Source organism: Youngiibacter fragilis 232.1 (genome assembly GCF_000495435.3).
In the GTDB taxonomy this organism is placed as follows: Bacteria; Bacillota; Clostridia; order Clostridiales; family Clostridiaceae; genus Youngiibacter; species Youngiibacter fragilis.
The window spans coordinates 12,408-33,999 of sequence record NZ_AXUN02000101.1 but is presented as its reverse complement, the minus strand read 5'-3'; the positions used below and the strand labels follow the sequence as shown (position 1 = coordinate 33,999).

The window sequence follows — 21,592 nt, the reverse complement described above, 5'->3', positions numbered from 1 at the left end:
CTTAAAACAGCGAAGCGCCTTATGTTTTTTCTTCGAGGATAAAGTATGATTAATGTAACAGAAAAAGAAAAAATCGAATCCTTAAGCTCATTGCAATCTTCTATATGAAAAACTGAAAAATCATTGGCTCAGATGACTGAGAAGGGTGTTAGCACTACTCTGGTCAGAAAGCGGCTTGAAGCACTTCGTACAGGACTGGATATTCTGGAAAGCACGTGGAATCATAAATCGCATAACCATACAATAGATGACCTGAAATCAGCGCAGGTTATTCTGGAGGGGTTGCTGCCTGGTATAGTTAGAATGTATGAGAAGTCGAAACTTGGAAGTCCTCAGCGAACACTTCTTGTACGAAGAATAAAGTCACTGGAACTGGCAATAGAGGAGATTGGGAATCATCTGGACCATAAGAAAGGGTGAGGACAAGAATAGGGTAATTTGTTTCCTCATAAGTCCTATTAAACTTTAGATTTGTTTTTGCTGCTATGAGAATCGTGTAAAGTTTAAAACAGATGCTGGTATCAAAGATATTCATCAGAAATGCCAATAGGGATCAAGTTTATTGCAATTGCTGTTTCTTCGAACCATATCATGGGAGGTAATAGGAATGGATAAAACAAAAAAACTAACATCTCAGCGTCGTGACGAACTGTTTGAGATACTGGAAGGAAGATTCAAGAAGAACATGAACCGGCACAAGGGGATTTCATGGGAAGACGTGAAATCAAAGCTTGAAGCTGATCCTATAAAGCTATGGTCGCTAAATGAAATGGAGATTACAGGCGGTGAACCTGATGTGGTTGTGATTGATGAGAATACTGGTGAGTATGCATACTTCGACTGCTCAGCTGAGACTCCGAAAGGAAGAAGAAGCATCTGTTACGACAGGGAAGCTCTGGACTCCAGAAAAGAGAATAAGCCAGCGACTGATGCGGTTACCATGGCAGGAGAGATGGGAATCGAGCTTCTGACTGAAGTGCAATATCGCGAGCTTCAGAAGCACGGGAAATTTGACCTGAAGACTTCAAGCTGGGTCAGGACACCGGATGACATAAGGAAACTTGGTGGTGCAATCTTCTGTGACCGTCGCTACGATACAGTCTTCGTTTATCACAATGGTGCAGAGTCGTACTATGCTGCAAGAGGTTTCCGCGGCATGCTTCATATCTGATTGTGGAATTACAAACTTTGACTTGCCTGGAGCATGGAGATTTTTTGTAAGAAGACAGGCTGGTGTCACAGCGTACACAGGCAAAATCTGAAAATTTGAGGACCAATCATTAAACCGCAGAGCAGTGCTTTGCGGTTTTTTGCGGGTTTACCTTTTGAAGTATAGATCAATTGTTGTTGCATTCAGATTGAAGTCCTGATACACTAAGTAAGTACTTACTAACATAAGGGGATCAAGATATGCAAAAACAGATAAGGATGAACAAGGAAGACAGGAGAAGGCAGATAATTGACAGTGCTCTGGAGGTCTTCAAGGAGAAAGGATTCAAGGGTGCAACAACCTCGGAAATCGCCGCAGCTGCTTCAATAACTGAAGTGACACTGTTCAGGTATTTCAAGAGCAAGCAGGATATCTTCCTGGAGGGTATAACACCGATCCTTCTGAAGACGCTGGAAGAGGTGGTGGATACATCATCAGGCCTTAACCAGCAGGAAAGGCTCAAGGCAGTGCTTTTGAACCGGATAACATTCATATCGGAAAACTATGATACAGTTCGGCTGATACTCAACGAATCATCCGCGATCCATGAAATGGGGCAGTCGGATTTCTCTGAAGGGATACGAAATATAATCGAAAAGATACTGTATACCTCCAATGCAGACCCTGGCAGAAAGAAACAAGCTGTAAGACTTGTCATGGGGTCACTTCTGTCGTTCCTCTATATGCCTGAAAAAGATCATGGTGCAATTGGAGATTTTGTTGACAACATATCATGGATGCTGATAAAAACATTGCAGGGAGACGTTAAATGAACAAGGTTTTTGAAAGAATAGGTATTATGATGCATGAACATCCTTTCAGGGTGCTCTTTGCCACAATCGCGGTTTTCCTTGCAATGGTGGCAGGTGCCAGGAACATTAGCATGTCGACCGGCAATGATACCCTGGTTGATTCTGACACTGAGGTGTATAAGACACAGGCAGCAATGGAGGAAACCTTCGGTGGAGATTCAATACTGGTGCTCTTCAAGGAAGAGCAGGCAGGTTCATTACTCACGATTGGCAACATCACCCGTATGTGGAATGTAGAGAACAGACTTAAGTATGAGTCAGGGATATATTCCATAATGAGTCCAGGAACGATCGCCCATCAGATGACTTCTAACCAGGCGGAGATGCTGATTGGAAAAATGGGAGAGCTGTGTGACGGGCTTAATATCATGGGAGAGAAGCTGGTTGAGGTTGGGACAACTCTTTCTGAAAAGGAGCTTCCAGACCCAAAGGTACTGGAAGCAAAGCTCTCAAGCCTTGCAGATGCTACAGCGAATTTTGACCGTCTGATTGAAGGACAGAACAATATAGGCAAAGGGGTCAGTGGAATCTCGCAGGGCACTGCTACAGCGGCAGAGGGGATAAAGGGAGCAGGAGTCAAGCTATCAGAACTTAGCATCATGGCGTCCGCAAATCCAATGCTTCAGATGCAGATGAAAGCACTTTCTGAGAATCTGGCAAAAAGCTCTGAGGCTCTCGCTGGAATCTCAGTTAAAGCCGGAACACTGGAGGCAGGTACGAGGAGCACCGCAGATGCGCTTGACAGCATAAAGGACAAGCTCAGCGCGGAAACTTCTGGAATGAAGGACAGCTTCAAGGGTGCGATCTCACCTGACGAGCTGAAGACAATGGCTGAAGGCTTCATCACCATGGGCAATAACCTTACAGACATTTCTGAAGCCCTTGTAGTCTTCACTGACAAGTCCGCTATGATGGAGGCTGGACTTCCAAAGGTGCAGGAAGAGCTTGACCTTTTGCTGTATGAAGACGGAAATCTCCGTTCCATATTTACGAATGTAGTCCAGGACAACAATACAGCGATGATGATAGTTAAGCTTGAGGGAGGAATTCCTGATAGCCAGAAGGAAACCGTCATTGATTCATTGAAGGCGGCCTTGGATGCAGAGAGATTCGAAACCGTATCAGTTGTCGTATCAGGAAAGCCTGTTCTTGACGCATCGCTTAAGGCAGAGATGAAGGTAAACATGATGACAATGGTCGCATTCGCACTCTTCATCATGCTGATCGTACTTGCACTTGTATTCAAGGTAAGGTGGAGGATGCTGAGTCTTGCAGTGGTAGCAGTTTCTGTTATAGCTACACTTGGCTTCATGGGCTGGATAAGCGTACCTGTAACCATGGTGTCCATGGCGGTATTCCCAATACTCATAGGACTCGGAATCGACTACTCCATACAGTTCCATAACAGGTACGAGGAGGACAACTCTGTAGTATCGACCGTAAAGAATGTTGGAAAAGCGGTAACAATAGCAGTCCTCGCAACAGTCCTCGGATTTATCTCCCTATATGTGTCACCTGTGCCCATGATACGTGACTTTGGAAAGATGCTGACCTTGGGTGTTGTAATAAGCTTCATCGGAAGCATATTCATACTTCTTCCAGTCCTGCACATAAGGAAGAACGTGATGGATGTCAGTCTTGTGTCAAGTGACAGCGTAAATATGGCACCTGGTGGAACAAATGGAGAAGGCTGGCTGAAAAGGATGCTCGGTGCCTTCACAGGCCAAATACTTAGGTTCAGGTACCCGATACTGGTGTTGGTACTCCTTTTATCAGTGCTGGGATTCATGAAGGACTCGAAGATTGGAGTACAGACGGACATGGAATCCTTCATGCCACAGGACATGCCGGCTCTTGCAGACCTGCGTGAGGTAAGGGACGCATTAGGTTCTACAGACCAGATAGTGCTTTACTTTGAAGGTGAGGATCTGGCAAGTGCAGAGAGCCTGCAGTGGATGGTCGAGACCCCTGATGAACTGGTGGCAAAGTATCCTGATGTCATAACCGACATAAAGTCTCTGGCTGATACAGCAATCACTTTCTCTGGTTATGACAGCCTTCCATATTCGGATTATGAGGAAATTGCAGAAGACATTCCAGCCTCCATGTCAAGGATGTTCATAAATGATGATGCCACAAGGAGTTCTGTAATAATAAACATAAGGCATCTTCCTACAGAAGAACTTGAAACATTCATAGCTTCACTGAGGGAGACTCTGGCGGACAATGCAATTAATGTCCAGGTCACAGGCAAGAGTGTTCTTGACGTTGAAATGGTAAAAGGACTTACTTCAGGACGCATCACCATGACAGGACTTGGTCTGGTTCTGATTTTCGCAGCGCTTCTCATGATATACAGGAATCCGGTTAAGGCGCTGATACCTGTGCTTCCTGTCATAAGCATCATAGGGATTTCCAGCGGAATTATGTACTTGTCAGGAATAAGTTTCACGCCTATTACTGCTACCCTTGGAGCCATGGTGCTCGGGATGGGAAGCGAGATGACCATCATGCTAATGGAACGCTACATTGAGGAGCGCGTGAAGGGAAGCAATAAGACAGATGCGATGAAGACAGCTGTCGGATCCATTGGAGTCGCAGTGCTTGCATCAGGGCTTACAACCGTAGGAGGCTTTTCGGTGCTGATGATGTCTGATTTTGTGATCCTCAAGGATTTTGGCTTCATGACGGTAATTAACGTCTCTCTGGCACTGCTGTCCACATTCGTACTGCTTCCGCCAATACTATATATGCTTGACAGGTTTATTCTATCCAGGAAGGAAAAGGCAGCGCTCATGAATGGTGCTGACTCTGAAGAAGTGAATATAGCATAATGATAAGGAGCTTCAGCCGCTTGATGCGTGATGAGGCTTCTTTTTTTGGAGATACACTATTTGAGTTGGGCTAATTTCGTTTTCCGGTGTTTAATAGCAATGAGATTTTGTGTTGTCTCGGTTCACTGCAGCATTTATAATTAGATTATAATGAATCTAAATATATTATAGATATAAATGCAGAAATTTCAATAAACCATTCTTTGAGCATGACCTTATGTGCTTCTGGTAGCTTTAAGGCGTCAACCGTATCGCCTTATTTGGATATCTACGAAAGTGAAGGAGGATCAGCAATGGAAGAAATGAAATGTCCGGTGACCGGCCATTCCGGAAGGAAAGGATCGGGAGGAGGCACTTCGAACAGTGACTGGTGGCCGAATCAGCTTAACCTCAGGATGCTGCATCAGAATTCAAGCTTAAGCAACCCTATGGGGAAGGGATTCAATTACAGGGAAGAGTTCCTGAAGCTTGATTTCAAGGCTCTAAAGGAAGACCTGTATGCACTTATGACAGACTCTCAGGATTGGTGGCCTGCTGACTATGGACACTATGGGCCGCTCTTCATCAGAATGGCATGGCACAGCGCCGGGACCTACAGGATGGGTGATGGAAGAGGCGGAGCATCTGACGGGACACAAAGGTTTCCACCCTTAAACAGCTGGCCTGACAATGTCAATCTCGACAAGGCCCGCAGGCTGCTGTGGCCTGTCAAGAAGAAATATGGCAGGAAGATCTCCTGGGCTGACCTTATGATACTTGCGGGTAACTGCGCGTTGGAGTCCATGGGCTTCAGGACCTTCGGCTTTGGTGGAGGCAGGGAGGATGTCTGGGAGCCACAGGAGGATGTATACTGGGGATCGGAAAGCGAATGGCTTGGGGACAAGAGGTACTCCGAGGGGCGAAAGCTTGAGAATCCGCTGGCAGCGGTACAGATGGGTCTGATATACGTTAATCCGGAAGGACCTAACGGTCAGCCAAGTGCAGTTGCTTCAGGCAAGGATGTCAGGGAGACATTCGCGAGGATGGCGATGAACGACGAGGAGACAGTTGCCCTCGTTGCGGGCGGACATACCTTCGGGAAGTGCCATGGAGCAGGTCCCGCAACCCATGTTGGGCCGGAGCCTGAGGCAGCAGGTCTCGAGGAGCAGGGGCTTGGTTGGAAGAGCAGCTTCGGTACCGGTAAGGGCAAGGATGCGATAGGCAGCGGCATAGAAGGCGCCTGGAAGCCAAGACCTACAAAATGGGACATGGGGTATCTGAACACTCTCTTCAAATATGACTGGGACCTTGTGAAGAGCCCTGCAGGAGCATATCAGTGGATCCCGACGGATCCATCTGCAGCTTCGACTGTAGAGGATGCGCATGACCCGGAAAAGAGACATGCTCCAATGATGACAACCGCTGACCTTTCGCTGAGGATGGACCCCATATACGGACCTATAGCAAGGCGATTCCGGGACAATCCTGAAGAGTTTGAAGACGCATTTGCACGCGCATGGTTCAAGCTAACCCACAGGGACATGGGCCCGAGGTCCAGGTATCTGGGACCTGAAGTTCCGGAAGAGGTGCTGATATGGCAGGATCCTGTTCCGGAAGCTGACTATGACATGATCGGTGAGGATGATATTGTTGAACTTAAGAAAAGGATACTTGCATCAGGACTCACTGTATCCCAGCTGGTCTCTACCGCCTGGGCTTCCGCTTCAACATTCAGGGGGTCGGACAAGCGAGGCGGAGCAAACGGTGCGAGGCTGAGGCTTATCCCTCAGAGGACCTGGGAAGCGAATGAACCTGAAAAGCTTGATGGAGTCCTCAAGTCACTTGAAGAGATAAGGGCGGATTTCAATACAGGACAGTCAGGAAACAAGAAGGTATCCATGGCTGACATTATCGTACTTGGAGGATGTGCAGGCATCGAACAGGCTGCAAGGAATGCAGGATATGAGATAGCTGTTCCGTTCTATCCGGGAAGGACCGACGCAACCGAGGAAGAGACGGATTCTGTATCCTTCTCCGTGCTTGAACCAAAGGCCGATGGATTCAGAAACTTCCAGAAGGAAAAGTTTTCAGTCTGCGCTGAGGAGCTTCTTGTTGACCGTGCCCAGCTACTTACCCTGACAGCACCGGAGATGACGGTACTCATAGGCGGGATGAGGGTCCTCGGTGCGAATTTCGGTGATTCGAAACACGGTGTTTTCACAGACAGGCCGGGAAGCCTTACCAATGACTTCTTTGTTAACCTCCTTGACATGGATACAGCCTGGATGCCAATAACAGAGGACAAGGACCTATTCCAGGGGCGTGACAGGGCTACCGGAGAGCCGAAGTGGACAGGAACCCGTGTGGACCTGGTCTTTGGATCGAACTCACAGCTAAGGGCGATAGCGGAGGTATATGCAGCCATCGATTCACAGGAGAAGTTCCTGGAGGATTTCGTGTCTGCATGGAACAAGGTGATGAACGCAGACAGGTTCGACCTGGTCTAGGGTATTTGAAAAATTGACAGCTGCATTTACAGGGGGCAGGACCACTGCCCCCTGTAATCATGACCCAAAATCCTCCCTGATCATTGTATGGAGCGTGGATGGAAAAAACAAAAATGCCCACAGGCGATGATATGGAGAATAATCACTTGAAATTTGCTATAATCATAGGTATGAACAATAAGACAATGATATTCAGGAATGATGGGCAATGCATCCTGCTGTTTACATTTGTTGCCGATATTTCAAAAGGATACATCGAATTAGACAAGCGATACTAGCTACCGATGGAGGAACATATGGAAAATCTGTTTTTTGCTTTTGCACTTACCTTGTTTGCCGGACTGAGCACCGGCGTGGGCAGCATGCTGGCTTTCTTCATGAAGAAGAGCAGCCCGAGGTTCCTGTCCATAAGCCTTGGTTTTTCTGCCGGGGTGATGATATACGTATCAATGATCGAGATCTTCTACAAGGCAAGGACAAGCCTCATTGGAGAGCTTGGCATGGAAAAGGGTTCATGGATAACAGTCATAGCCTTCTTTGCCGGCATGTTCCTGATCGGAATAATAGACAAGCTTATACCTTCATCCGAAAATCCGCATGAGATGCACACCATCGAGGAGATCAATGAGGATAACCCTGCCGAGGGTCATCATGCGGAGCAGATAAGGAAGAGGGAAGAGGCAAAGAAGAACCACAAGCTTCTCAGGATGGGACTGTTCACCGCACTTGCAATAGGGATACATAACTTTCCTGAAGGTCTTGCCACCTTCATCGCAGCCCTGCAGGAGCCGCAGATAGCTATCCCCATTGCAATGGCAATAGCGATACATAACATACCTGAAGGCATAGCAGTTTCAGTCCCCATATACTATGCGACCGGGAGCAAGAAGAAGGCACTGTTCTATTCATTCCTGTCAGGATTGTCCGAGCCGGTTGGAGCACTTGTAGGATACCTCATACTCATGCCATTCATGAGCGAAACCCTCATGGGAATAATCTTCGCCCTTGTTGCCGGCATCATGGTGTTCATATCCCTCGATGAGCTGCTACCGTCAGCAAGGGAATACGGTGAGCATCACCTGTCCATATACGGCCTCGTTGCCGGAATGATGGTTATGGCAGTAAGCCTTTTGCTCTTCATTTAGACTTATTCACAATTCTTCTCCCGCTGCTTACAGGAGCTGAAGGCTATGGGAAAGATTGCCTGACTGCCAGGCATCAATTGACATGGAGAGACCGTTGAATCGATAATTACTTACAAGAATTGCTTAAGGTGGGATATCGCTTGAAATTGAAAAGTCGGTTTTTTCAAAAGCTAAACGATAAGATAATTAAACATCATGTTCTGCTGATGTCTTTTTTAGTGCCTTCATTCATACTTCTTCTCGCATATGCGGTAATCGGGGTGTTTCCGTTTGGCGGAAGGAACATACTGACAGTCGACATGTATTTCCAGTACGCTCCGTTCATATCTGACCTCCAGGATAAGCTGACTTCATTCTCAAGCCTCATCTATTCCTGGTCAGGAGGCCTTGGGATAAACTATCTGCCTCTCTTCGCTTATTACCTGGCAAGTCCTTTGAACATACTCACCGTAATTTTCCCGCCGCAGTTCATCACTGAAGCTATCCTTGCGATAACGCTTATCAAGGTAGGCCTTGCAGGATCAGCCTTCAATTATTTCCTCCGCAAAGCATATGGCGACAGGGACCTTGGCACGGTTGCATTCTCCTCCTTGTATGCGCTGTCAGGCTTTGTCCTCGCGTATTCCTGGAACATCATGTGGCTGGATTCGATATATCTTCTGCCGCTTGCGGCGTACGGCATCATCAGGCTGGTAAAGGAAGGTCGGGGCTTACTCTATTGCATCGCCCTTACGGCTTCGCTGATCACAAATTTCTATATGGCCTTTTTCATATGCATATTCATCGTATTCTATTTTATGGTAACGCTTCTTAAGCATTACAGCATAAGGAAGCCTATGGTACTTATAGGGACGACTGCAAGGTTTGCAGGGTATTCCCTTCTTTCAGGCGGTTTGTCTGCATTCCTCATCCTGCCTACTTTCGTACAGCTTGGGACAACTTCGGCGGCAGGGGATACTTTCCCAAAGACAGTGAAGACCTATTACGATATCTTCGATTTTGTGGCAAGGCATTTCATGACGGCAGATCCCGTGATACGTGATGGTGCGCCGAACCTCTACAGCGGACTTGTGGTGCTCATGCTTGTTCCGATGTATTTTCTTGTCAGGAGGATCGCACTCAAGGACAAGGTCCTGAACCTTCTTCTTGTTGTTTTTTTGCTTGCCAGCTTCAACATCAATATCCTGAACTTCATGTGGCACGGCTTCCATTTTCCGAACCAGCTCCCATACAGGTTCTCCTTCGTATACATATTCCTTGTGCTGACCATTGCATATGAGGGCTACAGGGCAATGGATGAATTCAGCGGGAAGCAGGTTGGGATGATAAGCATGTTGGTGCTTTTCCTGATTTTGATATCGCAGAAGTTCGAAGACCTGAAGCTTCCGCTTCACACGGTATATGTGAGTGCAGCCTTCGTCATTCTCTATGCAGCAGCATTCGCTCGCATGCGCAGCCAAGGTGCCAGGAGATTCAAGGGTGCATCCGCTCTTATTGTCGTATTGGTTCTTGAGCTACTTACCAATACCATAGTGACTGTCATTAAGATTGACAGCAAGGAGAGCTACTCATCCAGGGAAAGCTATTCAAGCGGCAGTGAGGTGCGTGAAATAAGGGAACAGGTCTCCATGCTCCTTGAGACCGACAGGGACTTCTACAGGATTGAGGTGATCCCGCACAAGACGCACAATGATCCTGCCCTTTACAATTACCCCGGGGTATCGGTATTTGCCTCGACAATATCCGAAAAACCTGTAGACCTTATGGAGGAGCTGGGGCTGTACAGCAACGGCATCAACAGCTATGTGTACAGTGGGTCTACCCTTTTAACGGATTCACTTTTTGGCATCAGGTATCTGGTCTACAGGGATCTAAATGTAGAAGAGAAGCTCTATATGAAGGTTTCGGAATCTGTTGAGCTGGATGTGCTGAAGAACCCATATTCACTTTCTCCGGGATTCATGGTAAATTCTGATATAACAAGCTTCAAGAGCAGCATCGGAAGAGACCCTCTGGACTCCCAAAGGATCCTCTTTGAAGCGCTCAGCGGAGTGGAGGAGGTGCTAAGGCCTATAGACCAGGAGGTCGGTGAGACGAATAACCTTACTCTATCCGGAACAGGAAGGTACAGCTATACCCGCACAAGCAAGGAAAGCGATTCATCAGTGGTCATAGGAATGGATTTTCATGAAAGCGGACAGGTTTATCTATACTACGATGCTCCGTCCTCAATGAAGGGCAAGGGTTCGATCACGGTAAACGGTGTAAAGTCAGAATTCGATGCATACCACTCCTCTGTCATAAGCCTTGGGTACTGTGAAACGGGGACGTCTGCAGAGGTACTGATAGAATTTGACAAAGCAGGATCCGAATCAGGAAGGTTTGAGATATACTCATACAGGATGGACCTGGAAGCCTTTGAAGAGGGCATATCTGAAATCAGAAACAACCAGCTGAAGCTTGAGAGCTATTCAGATACATCGATCAGAGGGACTGTAGAATCCTCATACGATGGGGTAATGGTCATGTCCATACCCTACGACAGGGGATGGAATGTGATTGTAGATGGAAAGAGAGTTGAAGCCTTTGCAGTCGACGAGAGCCTGCTTAGCTTTGAAGTGCCGGAAGGCAGCCATGACATAAGGCTTACTTTCTTTACTGACAAGCTTGCTGAGGGAATCGGGATTACAGCATTATCAGCTTCAATGATGATTTTTTTGGTCCTAAGGCGCAGAAAGGACCATATTAAACAACCAGGAAGGGACGTGGAGGACAATGGATAATAAAGTCACGGTAGTCATTCCCGTATATAACGAGGAACTGCTTATAAGGGAGAATGTCGGTGTCATTGCAGGGTTCCTCACCCAGGCGGGAGTCGGATTCACGATCCTTCTTGTCGATGACGGGTCAAAAGACAGTACATGGCAAAAGCTGAGGGAGCTGTCAAATGAGAACAATTATGTGAAGGCACTTAGGTTAAGCCGTAACTTCGGCAAGGAAGCTGCAATATGCGCAGGCCTTGAAGAGGCCGATGGAGACGCCTGCATCATAATGGATTCTGACCTGCAGCATCCGCCGCAGCTGATTCCGGAGATGATAAGGCTCTGGAGGGAAGAGGGGTATGATGTCATCGAAGGCGTCAAGGCTTCCAGAGGCAACGAGAGCATAGTCAAGAAGGTTGGTGCAGGAATGTTCTACAGCATCCTCAGCAGGCTTTCAGGGCTTAACATGCAGCAGGCATCGGACTTCAAGCTGCTTGACAGGAAGGTCGTTGACGCGTGGAAAAGCATGAATGAAAGGGGGACGTTCTTCAGGGGAATGTCAGCCTGGGTGGGCTACAACCGTAAGAGCCTGCCGTTTTCAGTAGGGACAAGGACAAGAGGTACCTCGAAATGGAGTGTCCTGAACCTTTTCACCCTTGCCATAAAGGCGATAACCTCATTCTCATCATTCCCATTGCACATTGTCACCTTCATAGGGGTCTTCTTCCTGTTAGGTGCCCTGGTTCTTGGGATACAGACAATCTACATGAAGGTGTCAGGCATGGCCCTGAGCGGCTTCACTACAGTTATCCTGCTGCTCCTCATCATCGGAAGTGCTCTCATGATAAGCCTGGGGATCATAGGCTCATATATCGCAAGGATATATGATGAGGTCAAGTTCAGGCCAAGGTACATAGTTTCCGAAAGGATTTCGGAGAAGGTCGGCAATTCATGAGAATATCCCATTTATCGAGTAAAGGGCTGTCGAACGGCATATAGGAATAGTATTGTAAAACAAGGCGTCCTGCACATTCCGCAGGACGCCTTGCAATTTTGTGGAATTAAGACGTCCTAAAGCAAAATTGAAGCTGATCAACCTCCAGAACTATGTTCAGGACCGCAAAGTGCATCCAGTGCATCCTCCAGGCTGCCCTTCCAGAATACGAGACTGCCCTTGTTGCATTCACGGATGAAAGCCTGAAGAGCACCGCTTGCGTATCCTTCAAAGTTTCCAACGATCGCAAGCCTTATCCCATAGCTTGAGAATTTCTGCAGCACTTCGCCTGCAAAGCAGGTCTTAAGGTCAAAGAAGGCGTCTGGAAGGCTTTCACTGCAGATGACAACAGCCTCAGAGCCGGAATGGTTCATCACATCACCCATGAGGTCAAGCGCCTGCTGGACGCTTTGTATCTGGAAAGACCTGTCAACGACAAGCACATGGTGACCATTTCTCTCCATGCTTCTCATTTACAGTTCACCACATTAAGAAACTTCATTATCCTGTCTGAAAACCCAAGGATTATATGAGAGTCGTCTGTAAGATGTACAGTAACCTGAGGAACCAATTTCTGAAGCCTCTTTGCTGCAAGCTCAGCATCCATTGTGATGTCCCCCTTTCCTGCAATGTACAGTACAGGCATTCCAAGCTTAATCATATCCTTATCCTGGAGTACCGGCAGCGCACCTGTGAAGGGATTGAAGTTTTCCATGACAAGTGCCATGAATTCCAGCACCTCCTTAGGCAGTTCCACACCTGACAGAAGTGATTCACTTGCTGACTCTGCATTCTCATCCATATCAGCGGTCTGGTCGATAAATGACTGCTTGGGCAGAACTATGCCTGAAGGGGCAATGAGTGCCAATGCCAATGTACGGTTAGGGTACAAGCTGGCAAAATGCAGAGCCAGCCAGCCGCCCATTGAGTTTCCGACTACTGCCGCCCTGTCAATGCCCAGACCGTCCATGACCTCACCAAACCATGAGGGATATTCACCTGAATGGAAATCAAGGCGGTTCTCTGCACTGTTTCCGGGTTCGCCCGGAATATCGACTGCAAATACATGGTAACCTTCAGCAAGGATGGGAATGTCTCCCAGCCATGCGGCACTGTTGCTGCAGGAGCCATGAAGAAGTATTACGGAATTTTTAGTTGGATCCCCGGCTTCAAGCACGAATGTCTTTCCGTATGATGTATCCACAAGCAACTGATGAAAAGGGAAACCCCAGTATATTGTTGTAATAATCCCTGATCTTTTCGCGTCCTGCCTCCGATTTGAATACTCTAGTAAATTCCATTTCTTCCACTCCTTATTTATTCTGTGAAATCCAAGATGAGAGAATAGGTACACGGCAGCTGCGATCGTCCTTAAGGCATTACTTAAGGATGTCATATATTGGTGAAAACCCAGCTTCATTTTGCTTACAATAATTACCTATAGTTACTTATAGTTACCTGTACAATCATTATAAGCTGCGATGAGAAGTATTTCAATATCTTTATTTTCAAAAGCTCATGGAGCATGTGATCATTAGTTCAGCCAGGAAAAGAGAAGACTTTTCAAAATATACAATTCCAAATATCCCTGCAATTGCTGGAAGTGTTTATGCAGGATTTCAAAGGAATGAGCCCCATGGCTGTTCGTTAAGTTTTTTTGGCACATGAGGTATTGACAACTTTTTATGGATATTGTATATAATAATTAGAGTTAGCACTCGAGGGGTGAGAGTGCTAACAAAAACAGCCGAGGGTATGAACCAAGGCATCCAAAATTTGAATAAAAGGAGTTGTTGAACATGGCAGGACTCATCCCTTTCAACCAGGGGAAGTCGAATATGCTCAGGCCGCGTGGCTTCGATGATTTTGCAGAAATGCTCGATGACTTTTTTAGCGATAGCTGGACGCCATCACGCAGCCTGATGCGGGACACATTCAAGGTGGATGTGGAAGATGCGAAGAACCAGTACATTATCGAGGCGGATCTCCCTGGGGTAAGGAGAGAAGAAATCTCCCTTGATATCAATGACGGAAGGCTGACGATTTCGGTTAACCGTGAGGAGAAGAAAGAGGAAGAAGAAAAGAACTATGTGCACAAGGAGCGCCGCTTCTGCTCGATGCAAAGGTCAATATACCTGGCAGAAGCAGACGCCGACGGAATTACCGCAAAGCTTCAGGACGGGGTTCTGAACGTTACGGTGCCAAAGCTTGACAAGACACAGACATCAAGAAAAATCGTGATCGAATAGCAGATTATGGGAAGCGCCAGAGGTTCGCCCCGCTGGCGCTTTCATCTGGATTGCTGGAAGGTCACAATCTGAGAAGAGGAGCGTTAATTTTGGAAAAGAAACAGTTCAAGGCAGAGTCAAAGAGGCTTTTGGACCTCATGATCAACTCAATCTACACTCATCGCGAGATATTCATAAGGGAGCTTATCTCAAATGCCAGCGATGCCATAGACAAGATGTACTATAAGGCACTTACTGACGATTCATTAAGGTTCAACAAGGATGACTACTATATCGAGATAATCCCGGACAAGGAAAACCGTATCCTTAAGATCAGGGATACCGGAATAGGAATGACAAGGGAGGAGCTTGAGGAAAACCTTGGAGTGATCGCAAAGAGCGGCTCCCTGTCATTCAAGAAGGAGAACGAGCTGAAGGACGGCTATGATATCATAGGCCAGTTCGGAGTAGGCTTCTATTCAGCCTTCATGGTGGCTGACAGGGTGACCGTGACAAGCAGGGCAGTCGGGTCAGACAGCGCATGGAAATGGGAATCAGACGGAGCCGAAGGCTATACTGTGGAGCCAGCGGAAAAGGACACCCATGGCACTGAAATCTGTCTCCTGATAAAGGAGAATACCGAGGATGAGAAGTATGACGAGTATCTTGAGGATTACAGGCTGAGGTCCCTCATAAAGAAATACTCCGACTTCATAAGGTACCCTGTAAAGCTCGAGGTCTCCCGAACAAGGCTGAAGGAAGGCACCGAAACCGAACGTGAGAGCTACACTGAGCTGCAGACTGTTAACAGCATGGTCCCTATCTGGAGAAAGAACAAGAACGAGCTTACAGCAGAGGACTATGAAAACTTCTATTCGGAGAAGCACTATGGCTTTGACAAGCCCCTTAATCATATCCATATGAGCGCATCTGGCACCGTAAGCTTCAATACGATCATGTTCATCCCCGAGAGCATCCCGTTCGACTACTACACCAGGGAGTACGAAAAGGGCCTTGAGCTATATTCCAACGGAGTCCTTATAATGAACAGGTGCCCAGACCTTCTGCCGGACCACTTCAGCTTCGTGAAGGGCATGGTGGACTCAGAGGACCTTTCCCTGAACATATCAAGGGAGATGCTTCAGCACGACCGTCAGCTGAAGCTCATTGCCAAGAGCATCAAGAACAAGATAAAGAATGAGCTCGTTGCGATGCAGAAGGATGACAGGGAGAAGTATGAGAAGTTCTTCAAGGAATTCGGAAGGCAGCTGAAGTACGGCCTATACAGCGATTATGGTGTGAACAAGGAGGACCTTCAGGACCTCATAATGTTCACTTCAAGCCTCGAGAAGAAGCCGGTCACCCTTTCGGAGTATGTCGGACGAATGCCTGAATCGCAGAAGTACATATACTACGCTACCGGTGAGACTCCTGAGAAGATTGACAGGATGCCTCAGACTGAGATGGTTTCAGACAAGGGATATGAGATACTTTACTTCACTGACGACGTTGATGAGTTTGCGATAAGGATGCTCATGAAGTATGGTGAGAAGGAATTCAGGAACGTTTCAGGCGGAGACCTTGGCATAGAGGCTGAAGACAAGGCTTCAGAGGATTCAGCTGATGACAAGGCTAACGAGGAGCTGTTCACCAGCATGAAGGACAGCCTTGGAGACAAGGTCAAGAGCGTCAGGGCTTCAAAGAGACTGAAGAACCATCCGGTATGCCTTGCAAGTGACGGCGAGCTGAGCATAGAGATGGAGAAGATACTGAATGCGATGCCAAATGCAGAAGGTATCAGCGCAGACAAGGTCCTTGAGATAAACACGCACCATGAGGTGTTCGAGAGCCTGAAGAAAGCCTTCACCGAGGATAAGGACAAGTTCAACCTGTACACCAGCCTCCTTTACAGTCAGGCACGCCTGATCGAAGGGCTTCCGCTTGAGGATCCGGTTGAATTCACAAACCAGCTTGTAAAGATAATGAAATAGGACATGTGCCGAAAGACCGAAATGGACTTTCGGCTCTTTTTTTAAATGAAGCGTTCCTCTGTGAGTGATATGCGTGAAGGGTGATAAACAGGGTAAGCTTTTATGGTATCCTTTAGTTGTATGGAACTAGAATGTGTAATGGAGGATATCATGGACAAGCTGAATGACCAGGTAGCAAGGTATCACGAAGAGCTTAAGAAGGGTTACCTTCAGAAGGCATACAGAGGGATAATGGAGTTCATGTCAGGAACAAGGACATACCTGTCCGAAAGTCATGCTGACATGACAACAGGAGCCCTGTATCAGGGATTCATGGACATGACCTTCTTCACGATGACTCCGGAGACACTGAAGGCACGAAAGCTCAAGGTCGCCATTGTCTACCTGCACGATAATAACTCCTTCGAAGCATGGCTTTCAGGTACAAACAGGCAGGTACAGTCAGATTATCTGAAATCACTTAAGGGCACTGACCTGTCAGGTTACGAGCTGTCCGAAGCAGCTCCAGGAGTAGACTCGATAATCTCACTTACAATAGCTGAAGGTCCGGATTTCAATGATGCTGAAGCGCTGAAAAAGCTGATTGAAGCTGAAACCATGAGGTTCATCACAGACATGGAGAGACTGGTTTCATATGCAAAGAACAAGTAGGGCACAACGGGTTGCGCTGTTAAAACCATGGTGATTGTTAAAAATGTGAAAATAACAGAAAGTTAATAGGCCTTTCTTCAGCAGTACATAAATTCAGGTTAACATCACTGCAGGAGGTGGTTCAAATGGAAACTGAAAAGAACATTGTGATCACAGTGGAAACAAAGGTAAATGCATCACTTGACAAGGTCTGGGAATGCTGGACCGAGCCAGTGCATATAGTAAACTGGAACAACGCTTCGGACGACTGGTTCACACCACATGCCGAGAACGATTTGAGGACTGGTGGAAGCTTTGTCTCAAGGATGGAGGCAAGGGATGGAAGCGCAGGTTTTGATTTCGGCGGAAAGTATGATGAAGTCATTTTGCACAGCCTCATCGCTTATACCATGGAGGATGGCAGAAAGGTAAGGATAACCTTCAGCGAGGAGGATGGCGGGGTAAGGATCGTCGAGACCTTTGACGCTGAACATACCTTCCCGCCTGAGTACCAGAAAGCTGGCTGGCAGGCAATAATGGACAATTACAGGAAGTATGTGGAGTCAAGGTAAGTGACTTACGCAAGCCCTGACAAGCTGATATAGCAGTTACATAACGGCGAGTTAGCGCCTTCGGATGATGAACCGGAGGCGCTTTGACATTTCAATCAGGAAGGTTAAAGATGTCCCCAAGACCTGAATAGCTGATTACCTGTCGCACAATGGACATGGGATACCTAAGTTACCATATTTTGAAAATTATACTTTACCCGATAGGATGATATATAATAAAGGGAAAGATATGATATCGTTAATAATTGTAAAGCCAATGGAGGGAAATATGGGTAAGAGGGTACTTATAATCTCATCTAGTCCGAGGAAATCGGGAAATACGGATATCCTGTGCGAAAGGTTCGCTGTAGGGGCAATTGAAGCTGGGAATCAGACTGAAACCATATATCTCAGGGAGAAGAACATCGGAAACTGCCTGGCGTGCGATTCCTGCAAGAGGAACGGGGGGGAATGCGTAAGGAAGGATGACATGGAAGAGGTTCTAACGAAGATCATGGCTTCTGATGTGATGGTCATGGCTACTCCGGTCTACTTCTACAGCATGAACGGTCAGATGAAGAACCTCATAGACAGGACCTATAGCAGATACCTTGAGATCAGGGACAAGGAGTTCTATTTCATGCTGACTGCGGCTGATGACGACATAAGGGCCATGGATAGGACTGTGGAAGGCTTCAGGGGCTTTACCTACTGTCTGGAAGGTGCTGTTGAAAAGGGAATAGTATATGGTATCGGCTCCTGGAAAAAGGGAGACGTAAAGGGAAAGGGAGCATACGATGATGCATATGAGATGGGAAGATCCATCTGACAAAAGATAACGGGGGGATTGGGAATGGGAACAGTAAGGCTTGGGAAAACAGGAATAACAGTTGAGAAGAACGGATTTGGAGCTCTGCCCATACAGAGGGTAACCAAAGATACGGCTGTAGGGCTTCTCAGGAAGGCATATGACGGGGGGATAAGGTTCTTTGATTCCGCCAGAGGGTATTCGGACAGCGAAGAAAAGCTGGGGCTTGCCTTTGAGGGCATGAGGGATAAGGTATACATCGCCACGAAGACCCACGCTAAGACGCCGGAGGCCTTCTGGAGCGACCTTGAAAAGTCACTTGAAAATCTCAGGACAGACTACATAGACCTTTACCAGTTCCACTGGCCAAGGGTGTGCTACAGACCAGGTGACGGTTCAGGAATGTACGAATGCATGCTTGAAGCCAGAAGGCAGGGTAAGATCAGGCATATCGGCGTCACGAACCATCAGCTTGATGTAGCCCATGAGTGCATTGATTCAGGACTTTATGAGACGCTTCAGTTTCCTTTCAGCTATCTGTCCTCGGAGAAGGAGATCGGGCTTGTCGAGAAATGCAAAGAGGCGGACATGGGCTTCATCGCGATGAAGGGACTTGCAGGAGGGCTCATCAACAACTCAAGGGCTGCCTATTCATTCATGGCGAGGTATGATAACGTGCTTCCGATCTGGGGTGTCCAGCGTGAGACGGAGCTGGATGAGTTTTTGAGCTATGTCTCAGACCCTCCAGTGGCTTCCGCTGAACTTGACCTGATAATTGAAAATGACAGGAAGGAGCTTACTGGAGCTTTCTGCAGAGGCTGCGGATACTGCATGCCATGTCCGGTTGACATAGAGATCAACACATGTGCAAGGATGTCTCTCCTCCTCAGGAGGTCACCCTCTGAAAAATGGCTCATGGAAAAGTCACAGGAGATGATGAGGAAGATAGAGGATTGCCTTGAATGCGGCCAATGCAGTTCAAGGTGTCCGTATGGGCTTGACACTCCGGAACTACTAAAGAGAAATTATGAGGACTACAAGAGAATACTGGCAGGAGAAGTCAGTGTATGACAAGTAAGGATGTCATGCAAGAAACTGAATCAGCAGAAAGTGAAATCAAGGAAGTGATATTTTCAGACAGCACACTGAGAGAGCTTATAGTTCCACTTTTCATGGAGCAGCTTCTCATCATCGGCGTAAGCATGATTGCCACGATGATGGTTTCCTATGCCGGTGAGGCTGCGGTGTCGGGAGTGTCAATCGTCGAGATGATAAACTTCCTCCTTATCAATGTGCTGGCTGCCCTTGCCACCGGAGGCGCAGTGGTTGTGTCACAGTACATCGGGAACAGGGATTCGGAAAGCGCAAGAAGGGCTTCGAACCAGCTTATCCTTACGACATCCATGATATCTGTGCTATTCCTTCTGCTGGTTGTGATCTTCCACAGGCCTGTACTCATGCTCCTTTTCAGAAAGGTTGAGCCTGAGGTCATGGATGCAGCGGTTGTCTATTTCCTGCTTTCAGGATTATCCTATCCGTTCCTTGCAGTCTACAATTCATGCGCAGCACTTTTCAGGTCCATGGGTAAATCCCACATTACAATGGGAGTCTCCCTTGTAATGAACATTACCCATGTCCTGGGAATCTCAGCAGGGATATTCATATTCAGGGCGGGAGTCCTGGGGGTAGGAGTCTCAGCGCTGCTGTCCCGTATGCTTGCAGCTGCCATTATGATAGTCAGGGTACAGAACAAGACCAACGAGGTGCATGTGGAGCTTGCAGGGGTCTTCAAATGGAACAGGGAGATGGCAGGCAGGATACTTGGCATTGCCATCCCAAATGGAATCGAGAACGGACTGTTCCAGCTCGGTAAAGTACTTCTTGTAAGTATAATCGCACTGTTCGGGACAGCCCAGATTGCTGCAAATGGTGTAGGTAACAGCCTGGCGATGCTATCGATAAGCTTCGCACTGGCAATGAACCTTGCCATCGTAACTGTGATCGGGCAGTGTGTCGGTTCAGGAGACTACTCTGAAGCTGAAAGGTACCTGAAGAAGCTTATGAAGATAACCTACATCGGGAATGCGCTGATGGGTCTTGCGATACTCATTTCCCTGCCGCTTCTGCTGAAGCTATATACCGTTTCAGATGAAGCGATCAGGACCACATACAGTCTGATACTTGTCCACAACCCGATGTCCATACTGATATGGCCGGTCTCATTTACGCTCTCCAATGCACTTCGCGCATCTGGAGATGTACGCTACACCATGGTCGTGTCAATTGGAAGCATGATACTCTTCAGACTTGTATTCTCGTATATCCTTGGGGTCATGTTCAACCTTGGAGTCCTGGGGGTATGGATAGCCATGTGCATTGACTGGGTGGCGAGGTCCGTCCTTTTCGGATACAGGCTGAGGAGCGGGAAATGGAAGGAATTCAGGATAATCTGATATAGGGATAAAGCAACTGGCTTCTCGGCATCTTCCTACATAAGGTATTCAGGCTCCATGAGATATTCCGGCAGGGAGCTGAATGAAAGGCCTGACATGATTTGCGGGGAAATATACCAGAGGTCGGGACAGGTGCTGCTTCATGTGGGAAGAGTTTATCAGGGTCAATAAAAATAGCCGTTACAAAGTGCCTGATCACTTTGCAACGGCTATTCTATTTCTCAGATTCCCCAGTCAGCCATAAGGATCTCGGTAAGAAGCTTCACATTGCCTATGCCTATGCGTTCCGCTATCCTCTCAACCAGTTCATCTTTAAGGGTAAGGTTCTTCTCATAGCATTCCACTCCCAGGGGAGTCATTCTGATGCACTTGTCCTTGTTGTTCTCAGTTGAATCCTCGATGAATACCAGCCCCTTTGACTCAAGGCCCCGGACGAGTTTATGAGTTGCCTGCCTGGAGATGTCAACACTCTTAGATACGTAGGACAGGGTAGGCCTTAAACCGTAGATCCTTGCCATGATGAACCATTCAGAGTTTGATATGTTTATGTCGCTTGTGTCATTCCAGGTCTTCTCAGTTATCTTCCGAAGGTAAAGGTGACGTTCGCTTATAAGGTCGATAAGGTCAAGGTCTTCAAATTTTTGCTTCATAGGCTCACTCCTTTTTCACAAGTCAAATATACTGTAAA

At 47.3% G+C, this 21,592-nt stretch carries 20 protein-coding genes; 17 read left to right on the top strand and 3 right to left on the bottom strand.

Annotation, left to right across the window (positions count from 1 at the left end; all coding sequences use genetic code 11):
- Window positions 1-123 precede the first annotated feature (123 nt).
- The 9 genes from T472_RS05920 (at window position 124) to T472_RS05880 (ending at window position 12,204) form a co-directional block, all read left to right on the top strand.
- The gene (locus T472_RS05920; RefSeq protein WP_201781753.1) at window positions 124-420 is read left to right on the top strand and encodes a hypothetical protein; all 297 of its coding nucleotides are present in this window, start codon (window positions 124-126) and stop codon (window positions 418-420) included.
- 187 nt (window positions 421-607) lie between these two features.
- A complete protein-coding gene (locus T472_RS05915; RefSeq protein WP_023383272.1) occupies window positions 608-1,171 on the top strand; it encodes a DUF4256 domain-containing protein in 564 nt (187 codons plus the stop codon).
- A gap of 239 nt (window positions 1,172-1,410) precedes the next feature.
- Window positions 1,411-1,983: a TetR/AcrR family transcriptional regulator gene (locus T472_RS05910; protein WP_023383273.1), complete on the top strand. Its 573-nt coding sequence runs from the start codon at window positions 1,411-1,413 to the stop codon at window positions 1,981-1,983.
- The gene (locus T472_RS05905; protein ID WP_023383274.1) at window positions 1,980-4,856 is read left to right on the top strand and encodes an efflux RND transporter permease subunit; all 2,877 of its coding nucleotides are present in this window, start codon (window positions 1,980-1,982) and stop codon (window positions 4,854-4,856) included. Before T472_RS05910 ends, T472_RS05905 begins: the two co-directional genes overlap by 4 nt.
- A gap of 293 nt (window positions 4,857-5,149) precedes the next feature.
- The gene (gene katG, locus T472_RS05900) at window positions 5,150-7,342 is read left to right on the top strand and encodes a catalase/peroxidase HPI (RefSeq protein WP_023383275.1); all 2,193 of its coding nucleotides are present in this window, start codon (window positions 5,150-5,152) and stop codon (window positions 7,340-7,342) included.
- Between the two features lie 98 nt (window positions 7,343-7,440).
- Entirely contained in the window at window positions 7,441-7,620 is a 180-nt protein-coding gene (locus tag T472_RS05895; protein WP_023383276.1) for a hypothetical protein, read from the top strand.
- Window positions 7,621-7,638: 18 nt separating this feature from the next.
- Window positions 7,639-8,487, top strand: a complete 849-nt coding sequence (gene zupT, locus T472_RS05890) for a zinc transporter ZupT (RefSeq protein WP_023383277.1) — start codon at window positions 7,639-7,641, stop codon at window positions 8,485-8,487.
- A 206-nt stretch (window positions 8,488-8,693) separates the two neighbouring features.
- Entirely contained in the window at window positions 8,694-11,270 is a 2,577-nt protein-coding gene (locus tag T472_RS05885) for a YfhO family protein (protein WP_082447587.1), read from the top strand.
- Window positions 11,263-12,204, top strand: a complete 942-nt coding sequence (locus tag T472_RS05880; protein ID WP_023383279.1) for a glycosyltransferase family 2 protein — start codon at window positions 11,263-11,265, stop codon at window positions 12,202-12,204. Before T472_RS05885 ends, T472_RS05880 begins: the two co-directional genes overlap by 8 nt.
- A 137-nt stretch (window positions 12,205-12,341) precedes the next feature.
- Here T472_RS05880 and T472_RS05875 read toward each other — a convergent pair whose 3' ends face one another.
- Complete coding sequence (locus tag T472_RS05875; RefSeq protein ID WP_023383280.1) at window positions 12,342-12,716, bottom strand: DUF4180 domain-containing protein; 375 nt, start codon at window positions 12,714-12,716, stop codon at window positions 12,342-12,344.
- A complete protein-coding gene (locus tag T472_RS05870) occupies window positions 12,713-13,447 on the bottom strand; it encodes an alpha/beta fold hydrolase (protein WP_160319124.1) in 735 nt (244 codons plus the stop codon). The genes T472_RS05875 and T472_RS05870 overlap by 4 nt, the downstream gene beginning before the upstream one ends.
- 314 nt (window positions 13,448-13,761) lie before the next feature.
- Here T472_RS05870 and T472_RS20095 point away from each other — a divergent pair, with 314 nt between their 5' ends.
- The 8 genes from T472_RS20095 to T472_RS05835 all read left to right on the top strand — a co-directional run bounded on the left by T472_RS20095 (window position 13,762) and on the right by T472_RS05835 (window position 20,904).
- Window positions 13,762-13,911, top strand: a complete 150-nt coding sequence (locus tag T472_RS20095; protein WP_207643950.1) for a hypothetical protein — start codon at window positions 13,762-13,764, stop codon at window positions 13,909-13,911.
- Window positions 13,912-14,042: 131 nt separating this feature from the next.
- The gene (locus T472_RS05865; RefSeq protein WP_023383282.1) at window positions 14,043-14,492 is read left to right on the top strand and encodes an Hsp20/alpha crystallin family protein; all 450 of its coding nucleotides are present in this window, start codon (window positions 14,043-14,045) and stop codon (window positions 14,490-14,492) included.
- Window positions 14,493-14,581: 89 nt separating this feature from the next.
- Window positions 14,582-16,462: a molecular chaperone HtpG gene (gene htpG / locus T472_RS05860; protein WP_023383283.1), complete on the top strand. Its 1,881-nt coding sequence runs from the start codon at window positions 14,582-14,584 to the stop codon at window positions 16,460-16,462.
- A 150-nt stretch (window positions 16,463-16,612) separates the two neighbouring features.
- A complete protein-coding gene (locus tag T472_RS05855) occupies window positions 16,613-17,113 on the top strand; it encodes a DUF7000 family protein (RefSeq protein WP_023383284.1) in 501 nt (166 codons plus the stop codon).
- Between the two features lie 125 nt (window positions 17,114-17,238).
- Complete coding sequence (locus tag T472_RS05850; protein WP_023383285.1) at window positions 17,239-17,664, top strand: SRPBCC family protein; 426 nt, start codon at window positions 17,239-17,241, stop codon at window positions 17,662-17,664.
- 268 nt (window positions 17,665-17,932) lie between these two features.
- The gene (locus T472_RS05845) at window positions 17,933-18,472 is read left to right on the top strand and encodes a flavodoxin family protein (RefSeq protein ID WP_023383286.1); all 540 of its coding nucleotides are present in this window, start codon (window positions 17,933-17,935) and stop codon (window positions 18,470-18,472) included.
- Window positions 18,473-18,496: 24 nt separating this feature from the next.
- Window positions 18,497-19,522 carry an aldo/keto reductase gene (locus T472_RS05840; protein WP_023383287.1) on the top strand — a complete coding sequence of 342 codons (1,026 nt, stop codon included), beginning with the start codon at window positions 18,497-18,499 and terminating at the stop codon, window positions 19,520-19,522.
- On the top strand, window positions 19,519-20,904 hold the full coding sequence (locus T472_RS05835) for an MATE family efflux transporter (protein ID WP_023383288.1): 1,386 nt from the start codon (window positions 19,519-19,521) through the stop codon (window positions 20,902-20,904). Before T472_RS05840 ends, T472_RS05835 begins: the two co-directional genes overlap by 4 nt.
- 221 nt (window positions 20,905-21,125) lie before the next feature.
- Here the strand turns inward: T472_RS05835 and T472_RS05830 are convergent, their stop codons facing one another.
- Window positions 21,126-21,554 (bottom strand): helix-turn-helix domain-containing protein, encoded by a 429-nt coding sequence (locus tag T472_RS05830; protein WP_023383290.1) that lies wholly within the window; start codon window positions 21,552-21,554, stop codon window positions 21,126-21,128.
- Window positions 21,555-21,592 lie beyond the last annotated feature (38 nt).